This window comes from Lentzea cavernae, assembly GCF_014653695.1.
GTDB classification, from domain to species: domain Bacteria; phylum Actinomycetota; class Actinomycetes; order Mycobacteriales; family Pseudonocardiaceae; genus Lentzea; species Lentzea cavernae.
Genome location: NZ_BNAR01000008.1, coordinates 80003 through 98936, shown reverse-complemented (window position 1 = coordinate 98936; position 18934 = coordinate 80003). Strand labels below are relative to the sequence as shown.

21 protein-coding genes are annotated in these 18934 nt (G+C 67.0%); 9 read left to right on the top strand and 12 right to left on the bottom strand.

The genetic code is table 11. From position 1 onward, the window contains the following. Positions 1-42: 42 nt before the first annotated feature. From IE307_RS25675 to ctaD, 7 genes are all read right to left on the bottom strand, one after another. The gene (locus IE307_RS25675) at positions 43-315 is read right to left on the bottom strand and encodes a hypothetical protein (RefSeq protein ID WP_191301930.1); all 273 of its coding nucleotides are present in this window, start codon (positions 313-315) and stop codon (positions 43-45) included. Between the two features lie 8 nt (positions 316-323). Continuing rightward, a complete protein-coding gene (locus IE307_RS25670; protein ID WP_191301929.1) occupies positions 324-629 on the bottom strand; it encodes a helix-turn-helix transcriptional regulator in 306 nt (101 codons plus the stop codon). A gap of 10 nt (positions 630-639) precedes the next feature. After that, complete coding sequence (locus IE307_RS25665) at positions 640-1212, bottom strand: DUF8817 family protein (RefSeq protein ID WP_191301928.1); 573 nt, start codon at positions 1210-1212, stop codon at positions 640-642. A gap of 22 nt (positions 1213-1234) precedes the next feature. After that, positions 1235-2617: a phospholipase D-like domain-containing protein gene (locus IE307_RS25660; protein ID WP_191301927.1), complete on the bottom strand. Its 1383-nt coding sequence runs from the start codon at positions 2615-2617 to the stop codon at positions 1235-1237. 30 nt (positions 2618-2647) lie between these two features. Next, entirely contained in the window at positions 2648-3268 is a 621-nt protein-coding gene (locus tag IE307_RS25655; RefSeq protein ID WP_191302161.1) for a peptidyl-tRNA hydrolase, read from the bottom strand. Positions 3269-3324: 56 nt separating this feature from the next. After that, positions 3325-4539: a phosphoserine phosphatase SerB gene (serB, locus tag IE307_RS25650; RefSeq protein WP_191301926.1), complete on the bottom strand. Its 1215-nt coding sequence runs from the start codon at positions 4537-4539 to the stop codon at positions 3325-3327. 81 nt (positions 4540-4620) lie between these two features. After that, complete coding sequence (gene ctaD, locus IE307_RS25645) at positions 4621-6408, bottom strand: aa3-type cytochrome oxidase subunit I (protein WP_191301925.1); 1788 nt, start codon at positions 6406-6408, stop codon at positions 4621-4623. 133 nt (positions 6409-6541) lie between these two features. Between ctaD and IE307_RS25640 the strand changes: the two genes are divergently transcribed. Together IE307_RS25640 and IE307_RS25635 are read left to right on the top strand one after the other, a co-directional pair. Next, entirely contained in the window at positions 6542-7057 is a 516-nt protein-coding gene (locus IE307_RS25640; protein ID WP_229905056.1) for a DUF305 domain-containing protein, read from the top strand. 16 nt (positions 7058-7073) lie between these two features. Then, complete coding sequence (locus tag IE307_RS25635; protein ID WP_191301924.1) at positions 7074-7868, top strand: phosphotransferase family protein; 795 nt, start codon at positions 7074-7076, stop codon at positions 7866-7868. A 62-nt stretch (positions 7869-7930) separates the two neighbouring features. Here IE307_RS25635 and IE307_RS25630 read toward each other — a convergent pair whose 3' ends face one another. The 3 genes from IE307_RS25630 to IE307_RS25620 all read right to left on the bottom strand — a co-directional run bounded on the left by IE307_RS25630 (position 7931) and on the right by IE307_RS25620 (position 9735). Further along, on the bottom strand, positions 7931-8119 hold the full coding sequence (locus tag IE307_RS25630; protein WP_191301923.1) for a hypothetical protein: 189 nt from the start codon (positions 8117-8119) through the stop codon (positions 7931-7933). A 15-nt stretch (positions 8120-8134) separates the two neighbouring features. After that, positions 8135-9391 (bottom strand): aKG-HExxH-type peptide beta-hydroxylase, encoded by a 1257-nt coding sequence (locus IE307_RS25625; protein ID WP_191301922.1) that lies wholly within the window; start codon positions 9389-9391, stop codon positions 8135-8137. Between the two features lie 191 nt (positions 9392-9582). After that, a complete protein-coding gene (locus tag IE307_RS25620; RefSeq protein WP_191301921.1) occupies positions 9583-9735 on the bottom strand; it encodes a hypothetical protein in 153 nt (50 codons plus the stop codon). A 158-nt stretch (positions 9736-9893) separates the two neighbouring features. On the opposite strand from IE307_RS25620, the gene IE307_RS25615 reads away from it, so the two are divergent. Continuing rightward, on the top strand, positions 9894-10691 hold the full coding sequence (locus tag IE307_RS25615) for a FadR/GntR family transcriptional regulator (protein WP_191301920.1): 798 nt from the start codon (positions 9894-9896) through the stop codon (positions 10689-10691). 81 nt (positions 10692-10772) lie between these two features. Then, positions 10773-11927 carry a hypothetical protein gene (locus IE307_RS25610; RefSeq protein WP_229905055.1) on the top strand — a complete coding sequence of 385 codons (1155 nt, stop codon included), beginning with the start codon at positions 10773-10775 and terminating at the stop codon, positions 11925-11927. Between the two features lies 1 nt (position 11928). On the opposite strand, the gene IE307_RS25605 is transcribed toward IE307_RS25610, so the two are convergent. Beyond that, positions 11929-12972: a hypothetical protein gene (locus IE307_RS25605; RefSeq protein WP_191301919.1), complete on the bottom strand. Its 1044-nt coding sequence runs from the start codon at positions 12970-12972 to the stop codon at positions 11929-11931. Positions 12973-12981: 9 nt separating this feature from the next. Further along, positions 12982-13149, bottom strand: coding sequence for a hypothetical protein (locus tag IE307_RS25600; RefSeq protein ID WP_191301918.1), 168 nt, complete (start codon positions 13147-13149; stop codon positions 12982-12984). Positions 13150-13265: 116 nt separating this feature from the next. On the opposite strand from IE307_RS25600, the gene IE307_RS25595 reads away from it, so the two are divergent. From IE307_RS25595 to IE307_RS25575, 5 genes are all read left to right on the top strand, one after another. Continuing rightward, on the top strand, positions 13266-14249 hold the full coding sequence (locus IE307_RS25595) for a LacI family DNA-binding transcriptional regulator (RefSeq protein WP_191301917.1): 984 nt from the start codon (positions 13266-13268) through the stop codon (positions 14247-14249). 109 nt (positions 14250-14358) lie between these two features. Next, the gene (locus IE307_RS25590; RefSeq protein WP_191301916.1) at positions 14359-15696 is read left to right on the top strand and encodes an ABC transporter substrate-binding protein; all 1338 of its coding nucleotides are present in this window, start codon (positions 14359-14361) and stop codon (positions 15694-15696) included. Continuing rightward, on the top strand, positions 15697-16554 hold the full coding sequence (locus IE307_RS25585) for a carbohydrate ABC transporter permease (RefSeq protein ID WP_191301915.1): 858 nt from the start codon (positions 15697-15699) through the stop codon (positions 16552-16554). It begins immediately after the preceding gene. Next, a complete protein-coding gene (locus IE307_RS25580; RefSeq protein ID WP_191301914.1) occupies positions 16551-17384 on the top strand; it encodes a carbohydrate ABC transporter permease in 834 nt (277 codons plus the stop codon). The genes IE307_RS25585 and IE307_RS25580 overlap by 4 nt, the downstream gene beginning before the upstream one ends. Before the next feature lie 11 nt (positions 17385-17395). Further along, positions 17396-18877, top strand: a complete 1482-nt coding sequence (locus IE307_RS25575) for a glycoside hydrolase family 13 protein (RefSeq protein WP_191301913.1) — start codon at positions 17396-17398, stop codon at positions 18875-18877. Positions 18878-18934: the final 57 nt, after the last annotated feature.

Below are 18934 nucleotides of genomic sequence, written 5' to 3'. Positions count from 1 at the left end.
AAGCTAAGCCCGGACCAGCCAGAACGACACGGAGCTATTTGCTCAAGCGAACAGCAACACGATTCCGCCCAGCAGCATCAACGCCGACACCACGGCGACCGCCAGCACCCGTCCACGCGATGTTCCGGCGTGCTTCAAAGCAATCCCCAACGGACCGACCACGACAGCTCCCTTCGAAGGCATGACAACGGCAGCCCGCACAGCCCCGAACGCCACCGACAACGGCGACATGCCGAGTTCGCGCGCGCCAACAACATCCGCTTCCCACTGCTCGCGATAGCGCTCATCAGGCGCCACCAGGCGCACCAACGACAACGCGACTCTCATTGCGCCGCCCGCGGTACAAATCTCGGGGCAGGAGCAGCCCGCGCCACGACCTTGCGCGCCTCCGCCGCCCCTTCGGCCGTCAGCCGGTACATCCGCCGGCGCGGCCCACGCCGTTGCGCGTCGTCGTCCCACGCGGAGGTGACCCACCCGGCCCGTTCCAGCCGGTCGAGCAGCGGGTAGACGCTGCCGGACGGCCTGCCGGTGAGCTTGATGATCTCCAGGCCCCAGCGCGGCTCCTCGGCCCCGAGCAGCACCTCGAGCACGTCGACGGTGGCCTTGCCGATGCGTTGCAGTGGCTCCACACCACTAAGACTACCTATGTAGATTAAGCCGTTCAAGCAGCTCTTCGCGGAACTCCAGCGCTGACGCCCGCTCCTCCTCCGAGGCGTGCACCTCCCGCACCAGCGCCCCTTCGAGGATCTTCAACGCCTGCCGCTCGGCCCCGTGCGACCCGGCCAGCGTCACCGCGTTGGTCAACGCCCGCGACAGCCCGTTGCGCGTGGCCTCCCGCTCGCGCACGGCCGGCACCACCCGGATCCAGTTGCCGCCGGGGTCGACGAAGAGGAACCCGTCGCGCCGGGGCCTGGTCATCCGCGGGATCCCCGTGACCAGCACCTGCCCGTAGACCGCGCGCATGCCGTGGGCGAACGCCTCGTACAGCTCACCGGGGTCCTCGACCTGGATCAGGCACGAGCTGTACGACTGCTCGGCCTCGTAACCCGGGATGCCGAAGAAGTGGAGGTTGATCTCCTCCCGCCGCACCGACAGGTACGCGTTCGGGCGGTACTGCCGGTACGTGACCGTGAACCCGAGCATCACGTAGAACTCGGCCACCTCGTCGATGGAGGCGCACGGCAGCAGCGGGATCGTCACCTCGTTGGCCACCCGGCCACGCTAGCGCCGCAGGTCAGCCGTCGACCAGCAATCCACGTAACGGTCCTTGCAATCTTCCGGCACGGCGGGACACCCCGGGAAGCTCCGTCACCCTGCCCGCTCCCTCGAGCTCCCGCCGCCACACCTCGTCGACGACCTCGTGCACGGGCTTCCCGGACACGTCGGTCCCGAGGTGTTCCTCCCACAGCCGCAGCCGCGTGGCGCGCACGACTTCCGCGTCGTCCGTCACGACGTTGACCTCGGTGTCGTTGAACAGCGAGTGCTCGTTGAGGTTCGCCGAACCGACGGACATCCACTTGTCGTCCACAATGCACAGTTTGGCGTGCACGTAGACCGGCGCGTCACCGTGGGAGACCAGGGTCGCGGCGAGGACCTGATCGTCCGAACCGGCGTCGAGCAACCGGCCGAGCTGCCCGCGGGTGGTGTCGGCGCCGTTGCTCGGCTTCTGCGGCAACACCAGCACCAGCCGGAACTCCGGCGACGGCGGGTTGTGCAGCTTCTCCAGGAGCACCTCGGTGATCTCCGGCGACCACAGGAACTGGTTCTCCACGTACACGAACGACTCCGCCGCGCGCAGGGCGCGCAGGTACGAGTCGAGCAGGCTGAAATCGCCGTGCGGCGAGAAGTCGTAGGTCTTCTCCGGAATCGTGCGGACCAGCTGCACCGACGACGACCCGGCCTCGGGCGGCACCTCGGGCGCGGGCAGGGTCTCCCCCGCGATCTCGAGCCAGCGCGCGGCGAAGTGCGAGGCCACCTCCGCGACGACGGGACCTTCGAGCTTCGCGATGTGGTCGTGCCAGCCGAGGTCGCGCGGCGGGTGGTCCGGCGAGTCGTGGCGGTCGCCCTCCACCGCGGTCATGTCGAGGCCGCCGACGAACGCCACGTCGTCGATGATGACGATCTTCTCGTGGTGGCAGTGCAGGGTTCGTTCCCGCGCGTCGAGCTCGCACCGCACCGCGCCGCACTCCAGGAACGCCTTCTGGGCCGCGGCGGCGCGCTTGCGCGTCGGTTCGAAGAACGGCACGGGCGGGCCTGCCCACAGGAGCACGCGCACCGGCACCCGTTCCGCGGCCGCCGACAGCAGCTCGCGCAACTGCGGCGCACCCGGCTCGCGGGTCAGCCGGAAGTCCGGCGACGCGTGCCAGTTCGCGATGTGCACGTACTTCCGCGCGTTCTCGATCGCCTCGGCGATCACCGGGAACGCGTTGGCCCCGTCGACCAGGACCTCGATCCTGTTGCCGTGCTGCACCGGCCGGCGCGGCGTGAACCACCCCGCGCCGTCGCCTTCGAGCACGTCGCCCCACCCCAGTCGCCGCAGCCTTCGCGTGTGATGGGAGCACAGCAGGTTCTCCAGCCCGTCTCCGAGCCGGGCGTCGAGAACGTCGAGGAAGCCCACGAGACGCGGATTTACCCGATTCGCGCGCTTCTAAACCGCGAGTACCGTCGTCGTGCCCGGTTCGACCTCGGTGAAGCCCGCGTCCCGCACCGCCATGACGTCACCGCGGTGGATCAGCGAGTCCCACTCGGCCACGGACGGCGTCCGCACGGCACAGCGGTAGTCCAGCGCCGCCCACGCCTTCAGCTCCGTCTCCGAGAGCGTCGGCGCCAGCAGCATCGACGCGTGGCCCACCTGGGCCGCGAGCTTGCCGGCCGACATCTCCACGCGCGGGTTCACGTACAGCAGCCGCGCGCCCTCCGGCACCGCTCCCGGCTCGTCGACGGGCAGGTCGGAACCGGAGATCTGCAGCTTGGCGACCTCCCGGGGCGTCTCGGACACCAGGACGGGCAGCAGCGAACGGACCGACGCGCCGTCCACGGTGATCGTCACGCCCGGCAGGTCCTGCACGGCCTCCCACTGCACGCCGCGGGCCCGCCGAGCCACCTTGCGGATCCGCCCGGCCACCCACGCCCGGACGGCCTCGTGCCACTCGCCGTCGACGTCGGCGCGCGGGTCGAGGCAAACCGCGACCGCCGAAGCGGCCGCGGCCTCCAGCAACGCCGTCCTGGACGGCGGGTCGACGCGTTCGATGCGCAGCACCATCGGCATCGCGCGGACTTCGGACTCCTCGGCGTAGTTCCGGGAGGCGATCAGGTCGAGGATCGTCACAGCCGGGTCAGCTCCAGGCCGTCGGCCGCGTCGGCGGCCTCCACCTCGGCGCGCGTGACGCCGAGGATGAACAGCACGGCGTCGAGGAACGGGTGCGACAGCGCCGTGTCGGCCACCTCGCGCAGCGCCGGCTTGGCGTTGAACGCGATGCCGAGGCCCGCCGCGTTGAGCATGTCGATGTCGTTCGCGCCGTCACCGACCGCCACGCACTGCGCCAGCGACACGCCGACCTCCTCGGCGAACCGGCGCAGCGCCACGGCCTTGCCGGGCCGGTCGACGATGTCGCCGACGACCTTCCCGGTGAGCTTGCCGTCCACGACCTCCAGCGTGTTCGCGGCGCAGAAGTCGAGCTGCAGCTCGTCGGCGAGGCCCGTGATGACCTTCGTGAACCCGCCGGACACGACACCGCAGAAGAACCCGAGGCGCTTCAACGTCCGGATCGTCGTGCGCGCACCGGCCGTGAGCTCGAGCGACGCCCCGACCTCGTCCAGCACCTTCTCGTCGAGGCCCTCCAGCAGCGCGACCCGGCGCCGCAGCGACTCGGCGAAGTCGAGCTCGCCGCGCATCGCGGCCTCGGTGATCTCGCGCACCTGCTCCTCGCACCCGACGTGCGCGGCCAGCATCTCGATCACCTCGCCCTGGATCAGCGTGGAGTCGACGTCGAACACCACCAGGCGCTTGGCCCGGCGGGTCAGCCCGGCCCGTTCGACCGCGATGTCGAGGCCCACCCGGACCGACACCTCGGCGAGCGCGGACCGCAGTGCGGCGTCGCTCTCCATCGTGTCGTCGGCGACGGAAACGCGCAGCTCAAGACCCGTGACGGGGTAGTCGGCGACGCCGCGGATCGCGTCGATGTTCACGCCGAGCGACGCCAGCCGGCGCGCGACCTCGGTGAACGCCTTCGCCGTGACCGGGCGGCCGAGCACGATCAGCACGTGCGACGACTCCAGGCGCGAGCTGCGCTTCGAGTCGGCGCCGATCTCGATCTCCACGTGCATCGAGACGGTGGCCATGGCCTGCTCGACCGACTCCTGCAGACCCTCGGGGTCGTGCTCGGTCGAGACCAGCGCGCCGAGCACCAGCCGGCCCCTGATCACGACCTGCTCGACGTCGAGCACCTCGACGCCGTGCCTGGTCAGCACGGCGAAGAGCACCGAGGAGACGCCAGGCTTGTCGGGGCCGGTCACGGTGATGAGCACGGGCGTTTTCACGTCGTCGTCTCCTCGTAGAACGCGACGAGCCCCGACCGCGCGAAGCAGCCGGGGCTCGTCGTTGAACCTGTGAAGAGCAGGTTACTTGTGTTCGTCGTCGTCCTTCTCGGAGGCCGTACCCGACTTGATCGCGGACGCCGCCATCTCGGACAGCGCCGGCTTGGCGTCCTTGTGCTGGATCGTCTTGCCGGTGAAGGTCACGTGGCCCTCGTTCCGGATGCGTTCGATCATGTGCGGGTAGTGCAGCTCGAACGCCGGGCGCTCCGAACGGATCCGGGGCAGCTCGGTGAAGTTGTGCCGCGGCGGCGGGGACGACGTCGCCCACTCGAGCGAGTTGCCGTAACCCCACGGGTCGTCCACCGTCACGACCTCACCGAAGCGGTAGCTCCGGAAGACGTTCCAGATGAACGGCAGCGTCGACGCGCCGAGGATGTAGGCACCGATCGTGGAGATCATGTTGAGCGTCGTGAAGCCGTCGGACGCGAGGTAGTCGGCGTACCGGCGCGGCATGCCCTCGTTGCCCAGCCAGTGCTGGACGAGGAACGTCGCGTGGAAGCCGAGGAACGTCGTCCAGAAGTGCAGCTTGCCGAGCGGCTCGTCCATGAAGCGGCCGGTGATCTTCGGGAACCAGAAGTAGATGCCCGCGAAGGTGGCGAACACGATCGTGCCGTAGAGCACGTAGTGGAAGTGCGCGACGACGAAGTACGTGTCCGACACGTGGAAGTCGATCGCCGGGGCGGCCAGCAGGATGCCGGACAGACCACCGAAGAGGAACGTCACGATGAAGCCGATGCTGAACAGCATGGGCGTCTCGAACGTCAGCTGCCCCTTCCACATCGTGCCGATCCAGTTGAAGAACTTCACACCGGTCGGGACAGCGATGAGGAACGTCATGAAGGCGAAGAACGGCAGCAGCACGGCGCCGGTCGCGTACATGTGGTGCGCCCACACCGCGACGGACAGGGCCGCGATGCCGAGCGTCGCGTAGACCAGGCCGTTGTAACCGAAGATCGGCTTGCGGCTGAACACCGGGAAGATCTCCGACACGATGCCGAAGAACGGCAAGGCGACGATGTAGACCTCCGGGTGCCCGAAGAACCAGAAGAGGTGCTGCCACAGGATCACACCGCCGTTGGCGGGGTCGAACACGTGGGCTCCGAGATGCCGGTCCGCCAGCAGGCCCAGCAGGGCCGCGGTCAGGATCGGGAACGCGAGCAGCACCAGCACCGACGTCACCAGGATGTTCCAGGTGAAGATCGGCATCCGGAACATCGTCATGCCGGGCGCGCGCAGGCAGACCACCGTGGTGATCATGTTCACCGCGCCGAGGATGGTGCCGAGACCACCGACCACCAGGCCGGAGATCCACAGGTCGGCACCCGCGCCGGGCGAGTGGATGGCGCTCGAGAGCGGCGTGTACGCGAACCAGCCGAAGTCAGCCGCGCCACCGGGCGTCACGAAGCCCGCCATCACGATCAGCCCACCGAAGAGGTAGAGCCAGTACGAGAAGGCGTTGAGCCGCGGGAACGCCACGTCGGGCGAGCCGATCTGCAGCGGAAGCACGAAGTTCGCGAAGCCGAACACGATCGGCGTCGCGTACAGCAGCAGCATCACGGTGCCGTGCATCGTGAAGAGCTGGTTGAACTGCTCCTGGCTCAGGAACTGCATGCCGGGCCGGGCCAGCTCGGTCCGCATCAGCATGGCCATCGCGCCGCCGACCATGAAGAAGGCGAACGACGTGACCAAGTACATGATGCCGATTTGCTTGTGGTCCGTGGTGCGGAACATCCGCAGCAGGAAGGACCCCTTGACCGCGGTGCGCGTCGGATAAGGACGCGTTGCGATCGGCTGCGGGGCTACGGCCGTCACGGTACCTCCAGGCCTTGGTGGGACCAGTAGTTCGGGAAACTCCCCGGATATTAGACGGAGCCGATCAGCTCCATTCGGGTGGGCCACAGCCGGTGGCCAGCGGCGTAGCGCACGTCACACGTATCCTGCCGCCGTGCTCCGATTGCTCGCTGTCGCTTCTGTCCTGTTGCTGGCCGCCTGTGGCACCCCCGCCACGCACAACTCGGCGGACGTCCAGTTCGCCCAGGGCATGGTCCCGCACCACGAGCAGGCCCTGGAGATGTCAGCCCTGGTCGCGTCCCGCACCGAGAACCCCCGCGTGATCGACCTGGCCAAGCGCATAGCGGACGCCCAGAAGCCCGAGATCGACCGCATGAACGGCTGGCTCCGCACGTGGAACGCCCCCGTCCAGGCGTCCTCCCACACCTCGCACGGCCACACCGAGTCGCACGGCATGGTCTCGCTGGGCAACCTCGCGGACCTGGACGACGCCGCCTTCGACCGCCAGTGGCTGTCCCTGATGATCCAGCACCACCGGGGCGCCGTGGAGATGGCCGAGAAGCACCTTGCGGCCGGCACCGACCCGCAGACCCGCAAGCTCGCGCAGGACGTCGTCGCTCACCAGGAGAAGGAGATCGCGGAAATGGAGTCGCTCCTCCCGCAGGGCTGATGCCAGCCTTCCAGCCGTGGATGCTTTGGAAGGCGTGCGCGCCGCCGTCTCTCTCGCGGCCTCTTACGGCGTTGTCTCGCACGACCCCGTCGTGCTGAAGGACGGCAGCAACGTCATCGTGCACCTGCGCCCGGCCCCGGTCGTCGCCCGCGTTGCCGCACGCACGGCCCTGGTCCGCCCGTCGGTTTCTGAGCACTTTGCCCGTGATCTGTCTGTGTCGGCGTTCCTGGACTCACGGGGTGTGCCGGTTGTGGCGCCTTCTGCCGAACTGCCGGCCGGGCCTCACACGTTCGACGGCTTCGTGGTCTCGTTCAGCACGTACGTTCCGCATTTCGCCGATGTGGAGTTGTCGCGGACTGACGTGCTCAAGCTGCTGCCTGACCTGCATGCGGAGCTACGGCTGTATCCCGGCTCGCTGCCTGCGCGTGGGCCTCTCGACGACGTCGACAACACGCTGGCCTATTTGGACGGTTCGGGCGTGTCCGGCCTCGAGCCGCTCCGCTCGCGGCGGGAGGAGCTGCTGGCTTCCTGGAACGCGCACTACAACGACGTCCAGCCGCTGCACGGTGACTCGCACTACGGCAATCTGCTGGTGACCTCGGCCGGGCCGTTGTGGCTGGACTTCGAGGACGCCTGGCGCGGTCCGGTCGCCTGGGACCTGGCTTGTTTGGCGGGTGCTCGTGGCTCCGAGGCGGCTCGCCGCGCCGTGGAGGTCTACGGCGGTGGGGTCGATCCTGCTGACGTGGAGTTCTGGCTGGAGGTGCGGATCCTGTTCGGCACGCTGTGGGGCCTGCTGATGGAGCACAGCTAGGCGCCCGGACGCTTCAATGCCGAAGGGGGCCTGCGAAGCGACCCCCTTTCAACGCCTGAAAGTCAGCTTTGCCGACCCTCGGCGGGCTTCACGACGTAGACCGTTCCCCCGGTCGGCATGCGCCGGAACCACTGAACGGGAGTGACCGGCTGGCCGATCACCGGACCCACACCAGGCGCGGGATGGGCAACAGGCATGCCGGCGTTGTGCGGGAACTGCGGCAGGCGTGAAGGCTGGTTCGGGGAGGTCATTGTTCCTTCTCGGGGTCAATGTGCTTCGGGCGACCCGACGATCGATGAGCGCAGTAGTGAACCGATTGCAGTTTTCAGGCGCTCCGCTGCCACTGCGGAGCTGACCTGCCATTCCTCGGTAGCCCGGACGAGCAACCGCCCGAACGTTTCCATCGCACCATCTTTACGCCACTGATCCAGAGTCCAACTGGCGTCGTGGTTGAGCCAGAAGATCTGAACGGGTCGTGCGGCCTTGCCCACCACTACTCGCCCTGAGGTCGCGCGCTTGTAGAACACGTCCGGGAGCAGGCGAAAGTGGCAGTTTTCTGAGATCTCAGACGATAGTGTGACATCGTCCACTTGAGACCGCACACCGCCCTCGCCTTTAAGATCAACTGTGTCGCCCACCAGGGCACGAAGCAGCCAGCGCGCGTCTGAACGCAAATCGTCTTCATGTGCGAGCAGCCACTGGCCGATCTCGTCGGCCCGCTCTCTTGCTTTAGTCAGCAATGAATCAGACCCGAGTTGTTCGGGGCCAATTGAAACACTGAACTGCGCAAGACAGTTGTAGGCGTGCCACGCCGCGAAGGTCTGTTCCAGTGGCCATCGCGCGTGCGACCACGAAGTCTCGAAATAATCCGCGTCTTCAGCGCTCAGGTCAAGAAAATCTTTTGCGATGGCGAGGTCGAAGAACTTTTCGTGTGCGCCTTCGTGGACAAGGGCTTCAGCCACTTCCATCGGCAGCGCGGGTTCGTCGATCAGCACGATGCCGGGGACGTACCGCGAGGACGCCGACACCAGGCCACCTGAAGTCTCACGCTTGAGCACCGCGAGCATGGAAACGTGGGCGAGCAAATCGTCAGCCATGTCCGGCGCGAACTTCTGCAGGAGCCGGACACCCTCGTCCACGATCTCCAGAGCGCGCTCGAACCTCTCGCCGTCGGCTTCGGTCAGCGGTTCCGGATGAACCCCGGACGGAGCGACGATGCGCAGCGGGGCTTCGAGCAACTCGGCCGCCGACGGGTCGGCCGCCACGGGCACGCCGGCGTCGCGGACCTTCATCGAGGCGACCCGGGGCAGTTGTCCGGGGTCCAGATCGCCGTGCCCGGCGAGCGCTCTGCCGATCTCGTATCGGACGATCGGGTGATCTGCGAGGTTGTCGGACAACTCGGTTCCCGGCGCGAACATCTCAGCAGCCAAGCGGTAGAGCGTGCGCCTCTCATCCACCAAAGCGGGCGCAGGAACCAGCGCCGCATGCAGCACATGCGTGCTCGTGGTGGGCGAACCCGTCATCAAACGACCCCGTACTCACGTCCCCCGACGCCAACGAGTCATGGCCGCACCACGGTGCGGCCGATGTTGGCGCGCAGCGTAAGGCACAGAGCGACTTGAGCGACACATTGGATTCCCCAACAAATTCAGGTGCCCCGGACATGTCCTGTGGGAGACGCGTCCGGGGCACGATCTTCAGGTTGATCTGGTCATCAGCCGAACATAATGCTGGTGACGTTCACGAAGCCGACGACGGCCAGCGTGACGACGGAGATGGCGATCATCGTGAGCACGGTGCGCCATCCGATGGCGGTGACGGCGACGGCGACGGCTGCTGCGATTCCGAGTGCACTCCCTGCGGACATCTAGTTCCCTCCCGACTAGGCGAGCACGGGCTCCCAGGTGTGGGCGGTCCTGGGCGTCTCGCCATGGTTTTAGGGTCCCGTGTTGTAGGTTGTCTGTCAACGGTCGCCAGGTTGCCAGACAAGTTGCAACCGACAGGCAACAGGCCTAAGCTGGACCAATGTCCGCCGACGACGTCCATCTCGGCGAGGGCTGGTCGCTCTCGCCTGATTCGCGACGCCCCCTTCCGGAGCTGATCGAGCAGAAGCTCCGGGAGCAGATCATCGGCGGCACGTTGAAGGCGGGTGACCGCCTTCCCACCGAGCCTGAGCTGGCCCGCAAGCTCGACGTCGCCCGGTCGTCCCTGCGCACAGCGCTGCAGAGGCTGCAGTTGCAGGGCATCGTCGAGGTTCGCCGCGGTCTGGGCTGGTACGTCCGCCGCACCGACCTCGCCGACGTCGACCAGAACCTCGAGGGCAGGCTCGCCGCGAAGCAGTTCTCCCACACCGATCTGCTGGAAGTGCGGATCGCGCTGGAGACCACTGCCGCGTCACTGGCCGCGGTACGCGCAGGTGACGGTGAGCTGGACGAGCTCGCGAAGCTCAACCGCCGCTACCAGCGCGCGCCTGTCGACGACACGCAGGAGGTGATCGAGTCGGACGAGGAGTTCCACTCGGCGCTGATCCGCGCGTCGCACAACGAGCTGCTGGAGCAGATGTACCAGGCGCTCGTGCCCGGCCTGCAGGACTGCAAGCGGCACGCTCACCCGTCCCGTGAGGTGCACAACCGCTCCGCGAACGAGCACGAGCAGGTGATCTGGTTCCTCCGCCGGCACGACGAGGTCGGCGCGAAGAGCGCGATGACCACCCATCTGCTCGGGCTGTACAACGACGTGGCCGCTGACGACACACAGCCCCGAGCCACGCTGAGCACTTACGTCGGGGTGTCAGACAACCCCATCTGGGGCACCTCGCGCTGAGCAGTTCCTGCTGCGTCACGGGCCGAAAGGGTCTGGCGCTGATCGTTCATCACTCCCACCATGTATGGACAACCCGGTGGAGTGAGGGGCGGCGACCAGGTGGTGATGGCGCGCAGGCACAAACAGGCGCTCGCCGTCGCGATCCTGCTCCTGGTCGTCGCGGCGGCCGATCTGACCGCGGTGCTGCTGTGGCAACCGACGTCGCGCAGCGTGTTGCACGACGTCCTGGTCGTGCTGTGGCCGTTGCCGGCTCTGGCGGGTTTCTTGCTGGGCTCCTACGAACTGTTCCTGCACCAGCGACTGGTGAACGAGATAGGCCGCATCTCCGGGCCGGGAATCGTCGAGCACCTGCTCCCGAGCGAGGTGCTCAGAACGTTCCTGTCCAGGATCTACGGCACCGGCCAGCAGAACGACGACGTGGTGTCCGGCGTGCTCGGCGGCAGCGGCATGCGCCCCAAGGGCGACGACCTGACGATCAGCACGCGCACCACGGTCCGGCTGGCACTTCAAGGCGTGGACACGAAGACCTACCACCTGACCACGACGCAGACGCACCACTTCCGGCACAGCGTCCCCGTCGACAGGTTCGTCATCTTCGCCACCAGCAACGCCACCCTGCGCGACACGATCAGCGCCGCGTGCCGCTACCCCTTGTTCGAGCTCTACTTCATGCCGGACGCGTCGCTGTTCCTCGACTCGGTCGACGACATCCGCGACTCCACCAAGATCACGATCGACTACCTCGACCACGACGGCAGGAACCGCTCGGCCGAACCGAGCCAGATCCCGCCCGTCGAGGTGCGCTTCGACCAGTGGTCGAACTACCTGACGTTCTTCCGCGAGGCCATGGCCCCGTTGCCCAAGCTCAGCCCCGTCGACCACATGAGCGACCTGCGAATCCTGGAGTGCGACCTCAGCGGCATCGCCGACGACCACGTCGTCCGCGCCATCCTCGGCCTGACCGTGTCGTCACGTTCCCTGCAGCGCACCAACGACGGCTTCGCGTACTGGCAGTCGCCTTATCCGTCCTATGTGGACACCATAAGTTTCGACGCGACCGAGCTGGCGGTCGACCACTCTCCCGGCCACGAGTTCCGCATCATGCCGTTCACGTTCCGGTCCGGGACGGAGGCGGCGCAGTGGTTGCAGGCCGAGCAGCTCGGGGACCTGGACGTGCGGTCGTGGATGCTGCCGGGGCACGGCGTGGCGTTGTTGTGGCGGGAACAGCGTCGCTGACTCACCAAATTGCCACGACGCCCTGTCCCTGCACCAACCACCGGTCGAGCGTGGTCGACAGGTGCCCTTGGTCGGTGTCGAGCATCAGGGACTCCATCCCGCCCAGAAAGGCGTGCACGACCACCTCCCGTCTGCCCGCCCTCAGCAGCTCGCGCACGTCCACGGTGATGCTCCGGACGAACATCGGCCGGTCCGCACACCAGTAGATGAAGTGCTCGCTGAGGTCCTGCGACCAGTAGAAGTACTGACGCACCCGAACCAGCTCGGTGCTCTCTCCACTGAGGTCGGCGACGAAGAGAGCGAGCTCGGAGCTCGCCATCCCGACAGGCAAAGTGATGTACCTGGACACCGCGTTCGCCGGCACCTTGCGGAACTCCACCCGTTTCGTTCCGCCGAGCGGCGGAACCACGTAGCACTCGAGCTGTTCTCCATACGTCTTCACAGCTTCGGAGAAGGGGGTCAACCGCGGCAGGGCGGTGACCTCGAACAGCTGCGGGCACACCGCGGACAACGCGGCCGAGTGCGTCGGCGAGGTCGTGGCCGCTATTAAGACCAAGCCTCGCCGCATGGTCGTCTCGACGAGGTTGCAGACGTGCACCACATCGCCCTCGACCTGCTCGATCCGCAACACCATCGACACGTCGAGGTGAGGGGGACGGGGCGAGAGCACGAGCGACACGAGGGAGGACTTGTCCCCCGAATGCGGCATGTGCCGGTCGAAGGCGGTCGCGGCGAGCTCTTCGGGCGAGGTCGAGTCCAGCACCAGCTGCCGGAGGGCCGGCGCTGTCGCTGTGTTCAGGGCGTCGAGCTTGCCGTCGATACCCCGCAACAGCTCGCCTTGTTCCTTGGTGCGCACCCACTCGAAGTAGATCGAGAGGAGCAGCACCAGCACGAGGTCCTTGGTGACAGACCCCAGGCTGCGCGCGACGGCGTCGCCGGCCTCGGGATTGAGGACGGCGGAGACGAAGATCCGCGGGACCGGCGTGTTGATCAGTGCGATCGTCGCGAGCAGGCTGCCGAAGTAGACGAGCACGCGTGATCGCATGGCATCTGATCAGTCAGCTGGCCGCACGTAGACGGTGCCGCCGCCCGTCGGCATGCGGCGGAACCAGTCGACGCCCCGCACCGGGTTGTCCTTCGACGCCGGGTTGAGCGGCCAGCACGAGCGCGGGTCGTCCTTCGGGACGGGAACCGGCACGGGCTTCAGCGGGTCGGTGGCCATCGTGGTCTCCCCTCGCGGATGGCATTCGAGCCTATCCACGGCCGGTCCCACAGGCGCCTGCCGAGCGGGTGAGCGTGGCTTGCAAACGGACGCAAGAAATTGCGTACACTTGCGGTATGACGCAACGGAGGTTGGCTGAGGTCGCGGCCAAGGTCGGGGTCAGCGAGGCCACTGTCAGCCGGGTGCTGAACGGCAAGCCGGGGGTCTCGGACGCCACTCGGAGTGCCGTGCTCACCGCACTTGACGTGCTGGGATACGAGAGGCCGACGCAGCTCAGGGGTGAACGGGCGAGGCTGGTCGGTCTGGTGTTGCCCGAGTTGCAGAACCCGATCTTCCCCGCGTTCGCGGACGTGGTGGGCAACGCGCTGGCGCAAAGGGGTTTCACGCCTGTGCTGTGCACCAGGACGGCCGGCGGGGTGACGGAGGCGGAGTACCTCGAACTCCTCTTGGAGCAGCATGTCAGCGGGATCGTGTTCGCCGGTGGGCTGTACGCGCAGAAGGACGCGAGCCATGGGCATTACCAGCAGATGATGAGCCGGAAGTTGCCTGCGGTGCTGGTCAACGCCGCTATAGACGATCTTGCGTTCCCGCGGGTGTCGTGTGACGACACGGTTGCGGTGGAGCAGGCGTACGGGCATCTGACGTCGCTCGGGCACAAGCGGATCGGGGCTGTGCTGGGGCCGTTGGACCACGTGCCGAGCCAGCGGAAGCTCGAGGCCATCAACAAGTGTGGTGGGGCGGATGTCGAGCACGCCATGTTCAGCCTGGAGGGTGGGCAGGCGGCGGCCACGAAGCTGGTGCAGCGCGGGGTCACGGCGATCATCTGTGCCAGCGACCCGTTGGCGCTGGGTGCGATAAGGGCTGTGAGGCGCGCAGGGTTGGACGTGCCCAAGGACGTGTCGATCATCGGGTATGACGATTCCGCGTTCATGACCTGCACTGATCCGCCGCTTACCACTGTGCGGCAACCCATTGAGGCCATGGGCAGGGCGGCGGTCGAACTCCTCGCCAACCAGATCTCCGGCAACGCGGTGGCGCCGGACGAGTTGCTGTTCGAGCCCGAGTTGGTGGTGAGGGCCAGCAGCGCGCCCGCTAGGTAACGAACGCAGTCAGCTTCTTGCGAGTTTTCGTCTGGATATTGCGTTCAGATGTAACGGGGACTTATGGTCGCCGTCACATCGACGCGCTCGCGAGAAGGGCGGCCCCACCATGAAGAAGTCCGCTGCCGTGCTGATCAGCGGTGTCCTGGCCCTGAGCTCAGCCAGCTGTGGGAGCGGTTCCACGACTGAGCCCGGCGGCAAGGTGCAGATCAACATCAATGGTCAGCCGCCGCAGACCCAGGCGTTCGACCGCAAGGTCTTCGACGAGGACGTCGCGGAGTTCGAGACAGCGAACCCGGACATCGACCTCGTGCCGCACGAGGGGTTCATGGACCCGAAGACGTTCAGCGCCAAGCTCGCCGGCGGGCAGCTGGAGGACGTCTTCTACGTCTACTTCACGGACCCGGCGGCGCTCATCGCCCGCAAGCAGGCCGCGGACCTCACGAACTACGTGAAGGACGTGCCGCACTACGGCGACATCAAGCAGGAGCTCAAGGACGTCTTCACGGTGGACGGCAAGGTCTACGGGCTGCCGACCGCGAACTACACGATGGGGCTGCTGTACAGCCGCACCAACTTCACCAAGGCGGGCCTCGACCCCGATGCTCCGCCGAAGACGTGGGACGAAGTGCGACAAGCAGCCAAGAAGCTCAAGGACGCCGGTGTCACCGGGTTCGCCGAGTACAGCAAGAGCAACCAGGGCGGCTGGCACTTCACCACGTGGATGAAGTCGGTCGGAGGTGACATCGCCAAGAAGGACGGCGACACCTACAAGGCCGACTTCAACAACGACAAGGGCAAGGAAGTCCTGCGCAGGCTCAAGGAGATGCGCTGGGACGACAACTCCATGGGCGAGAAGCAGCTCCTGGAGATCGGCGACGTGCAGAACATGATGGGCGCCGGGCAGCTCGGCATGTACCTGGCCGCGCCGGACAACGTCGCCGCGATCGTCAACCAGTTCAAGGGCAAGTACGACGACTACGGTCTGGCCGCGATCCCGGAGCAGAAGGGCACCCTGCTCGGCGGCGAGGGGTACATGATCAACCCGAAGGCCACGCCGGAGAAGATCAAGGCCGGCCTGAAGTGGGTCCAGTGGAAGTACCTGAACCCGGACCGCCTCGAGGGCAACCTGCAGAAGTACAAGGACCGCGGTCAGCCCGTGGGCCTGCCGATCCCGCCGATCGCCGACGTGTGGACCGGTGAGCCGCGCAAGAAGCAGGAAGACCTGAAGGCCAAGTACGCCACCATGCCGGTGAAGAACTTCCAGGCCTATGTGGACGGTTCCGAGAAGACCAAGGGCTCGCTCGAACCGCCGCAGGCGCAGCAGGTCTACGCGATCCTCGACTCCGTGGTGCAGGCCGTGCTCACCAACAAGGACGCCGACCACTCGGCGTTGCTCGCCGACGCCGAGACCAAGGTCAACGCCGTCCTGGCGCAGGTGAAGTAGGTGCGGCGCCACGTCACCGCGTACGGCTTCCTGAGTGCCGCGCTGGTCGTCTTCGCGGTGTTCTCCTGGTACCCCATCGTGCGCGGGGTGGTCCTGAGCTTCCAGCAGGTCAACTTCGTCACGAGTCCCGACTGGGTGGGCTGGGAGAACTTCGAGCGACTCTTCGCGGACCCGCTGTTCGGGGTGGCGTGGCGCAACACGCTGTACTTCACGGTTCTCGCGCTGATCATCGGTTTCGGAGTCCCGTTCCTGACGGCCGTGGTGCTCAACGAGCTGCGGCACGCCAAGGGGTACTTCCGGTTGCTGGTCTACCTGCCGGTGATGTTGCCGCCGGTCGTCACGGCCCTGCTGTGGAAGTGGTTCTACGACCCGGGACCCGGTCTGTTCAACTCCGTCCTCAGAGGACTCGGGCTGCCGACGTCGCAGTGGCTCGACTCCGCCGACACCAGCATGATCAGCCTCGTGCTCGTCATCACGTGGGCGAACATGGGCTCGGCGACGCTGATCTACCTGGCGGCGCTGCAGACCATCCCCGGTGAGCTGTACGAGGCCGCGGACCTGGACGGCGCGGGCATCGTCAGGAAGGTCTGGCACATCACGATCCCCCAGACCAAGTTCGTGATCCTGATGCTGCTGCTCCTGCAGGTCGTCGCGACCATGCAGATCTTCACCGAGCCGTTCATCATGACCGGCGGCGGGCCGGAGGAGTCCACGGTCACCGTGCTGCTCCTGCTGTACCGGTACGCCTTCTACTACAACGACTTCGGCACCGCGAGCGCGCTGAGCCTGATCCTCTTCGCGGTGCTGGGCGTCTTCTCCTTCCTCTACCTCAAGATCACGAAGAGGTCCGACGCATGAGGACCCTCACCAGAGGCACCGGAAAGCTCTACTGGGTCGTCCTCACGATCACGCTGGTCCTGTTCACCGCCGCGTTCCTGCTCCCGCTCGTCTGGGTGCTGCTCGGCGCGTTCAAGCCGCCGGCGGAACTGGCCCAGCAACCCCCGACGATCCTGCCGCAGACGTGGGAACCGGGCGCGTACGTCGACGCCTGGAACTACATGGAGCTCGGCAAGTTCTTCGTCAACACGCTCGTCGTCGCGATCGGCGCGTGGGCCGTGCAGATGGCCGTGATCGTCCCCGCGGCCTACGCGCTCAGCAAACTGCGGCCGGCCTTCGGCAACGCGATCATGGGCCTGATGCTGGCGACGCTGATGTTGCCGTCGACGGCCGTGCTGGTCCCGGTCTACCTCACGCTCGTCGACCTCGGCCTGCTCAACAACCCGGCGGGCATCTGGTTGCCGGCCGCGGCGAACGCGCTGAACGTCTACCTGCTCAAACGCTTCTTCGACCAGATCCCGGAAGAGCTCCTCGAAGCGGCCAGGATCGACGGCGCGGGCACCTGGACGACCCTCGTCCGCATCGTGCTGCCGATCTCCCGCCCCATCCTCGCCGTCGTCTCGATCTTCGCGGTCGTGGCGGCGTGGAAGGACTTCATCTGGCCGCTGCTCGTGTTCCCCGATCCGGCGAAGCAGACGCTCAGCGTTGCGCTTCAACGCTTCGCGCCGGACACCCCGATCAACCTCCTGCTCGCGGGCCTCGTGCTGGCGAGCCTGCCGATGGTGGCGCTGTTCCTGGCGTTCCAGCGGCACATCCTCGCGGGGCTCACCGCGGGCGGCGTAAAAGGCTGAAAGGACACCAGATGAGTTGGTGGCGCAACGCATCCATCTACCAGGTCTACCTGCGCAGCTTCGCGGACGGGAACGGCGACGGCATCGGTGACATCGCCGGCCTCCGCGCCAAGCTCCAGCACATCGCGAGCCTCGGCTTCGACGCGATCTGGCTCAACCCGTGGTACCCGAGCCCGCTGGCCGACGGCGGGTACGACGTGGCGGACTACCGCGACATCGAGCCGGTGTTCGGGTCGCTCGCCGACGCCGAGAAGCTCATCGCGGACGCGCACGGGCTGGGCATCCGGATCATCATCGACCTCGTCCCGAACCACAGCAGCGACCAGCACCCGTGGTTCAAGGACGGGCTGTGGGACCGCTTCCACGTGCGCGACTCGCAGGAGATCCCGAACGACTGGCAGTCGCGCTTCGGCGGGCCGGCGTGGAGCAAGCTCGACGACGGCCGCTGGTACCTGCACCTCTACGCCGCCGAGCAGCCGGACCTCAACTGGGAGAATCCGGTGGTCCACCAGGAGTTCGAGGACATCCTGCGGTTCTGGCTCGACCGCGGTGTCGACGGTTTCCGCATCGACGTGGCCGACGGACTGGTCAAGGACTTCAGCAGGCCCGACGCGGAGCTGCCGTACTCCGACCAGGACGGGGTGCACGACATCTACCGCCGGTGGCGCGAGATCGTCGACGAGTACGACGGCGACCGGATCCTCGTCGGGGAGATGTGGCTGCCGGACCCGGTGCGGTTCGCGCGGTACCTCCGGCAGGACGAGATGCACAGCGCGTTCAACTTCGACTTCCTGTGCTGTCCGTGGAACGCCGACGAGCTGCGCAAGGTCGTCGACAGCACGCTCGCCGCGCACGAACCCGTTGGCGCGCCGCCGACCTGGGTGCTCTCCAACCACGACGTCACCCGGCACGTGACCCGCTACGGCCGCGAGAAGACGGGGTTCTCCTTCGCGGACAGGCAGCACGGCGCCCCGAGCGACTTCGAACTGGGCACGCGCCGGGCTCGTGCGGCGATCATGCTCACGGCCGCGCTGCCCGGTGGCGTGTACGTGTACCAGGGCGAGGAGCTCGGGCTTTGGGAGGTCGAGGACCTGCCGGACGAGCTGCGCGAGGACCCGGTGTGGCACCGCTCCGGCTTCACGGACAGGGGTCGCGACGGGTGCCGCGTGCCGCTCCCCTGGTCCACTGAGGACGGTCCGAGCTGGTTGCCGCAGCCGGAGAACTGGCAGGACTTCTCGGTCGCGGTCCAGTCGGACGACCCTGAATCGATGCTCGCCCTGTACCGCGAGGTGTTCGCGCGGCGGCGCGGCATCGACGGCGACCTGGAGTGGCTCGACCTCGGCGAGGACGTGCTGGCGTTCAAGCGCGGCGAGACCACGTGCGTCGTCAACCTGTCCGGCGCGCCGATCGATCTTCCGGCCGTGCCAACGTTGTCAAGCATTCCGCTCACCAACGGCAAGTTGCCGCCCGACGCTGCGGCCTGGCTGAAGTAGCAAGGGGTTCGGGGGGTGACCGGCAACGGGCCACCCCCCGAATCGGAGCAGGTCGGG

Coding starts and splice junctions, on each gene's coding strand:
- IE307_RS25655 (WP_191302161.1), bottom strand. CDS start 3,268: ATGCCGATGGTGCTGCGCATCGAACGCGTCGACCCGCCGTCCAGGACG.
- IE307_RS25630 (WP_191301923.1), bottom strand. CDS start 8,119: ATGACCTCCCCGAACCAGCCTTCACGCCTGCCGCAGTTCCCGCACAAC.
- IE307_RS25625 (WP_191301922.1), bottom strand. CDS start 9,391: ATGACGGGTTCGCCCACCACGAGCACGCATGTGCTGCATGCGGCGCTG.
- IE307_RS25620 (WP_191301921.1), bottom strand. CDS start 9,735: ATGTCCGCAGGGAGTGCACTCGGAATCGCAGCAGCCGTCGCCGTCGCC.
- IE307_RS25615 (WP_191301920.1), top strand. CDS start 9,894: ATGTCCGCCGACGACGTCCATCTCGGCGAGGGCTGGTCGCTCTCGCCT.
- IE307_RS25605 (WP_191301919.1), bottom strand. CDS start 12,972: ATGCGATCACGCGTGCTCGTCTACTTCGGCAGCCTGCTCGCGACGATC.
- IE307_RS25600 (WP_191301918.1), bottom strand. CDS start 13,149: ATGGCCACCGACCCGCTGAAGCCCGTGCCGGTTCCCGTCCCGAAGGAC.
- IE307_RS25595 (WP_191301917.1), top strand. CDS start 13,266: ATGACGCAACGGAGGTTGGCTGAGGTCGCGGCCAAGGTCGGGGTCAGC.
- IE307_RS25590 (WP_191301916.1), top strand. CDS start 14,359: ATGAAGAAGTCCGCTGCCGTGCTGATCAGCGGTGTCCTGGCCCTGAGC.
- IE307_RS25580 (WP_191301914.1), top strand. CDS start 16,551: ATGAGGACCCTCACCAGAGGCACCGGAAAGCTCTACTGGGTCGTCCTC.
- IE307_RS25575 (WP_191301913.1), top strand. CDS start 17,396: ATGAGTTGGTGGCGCAACGCATCCATCTACCAGGTCTACCTGCGCAGC.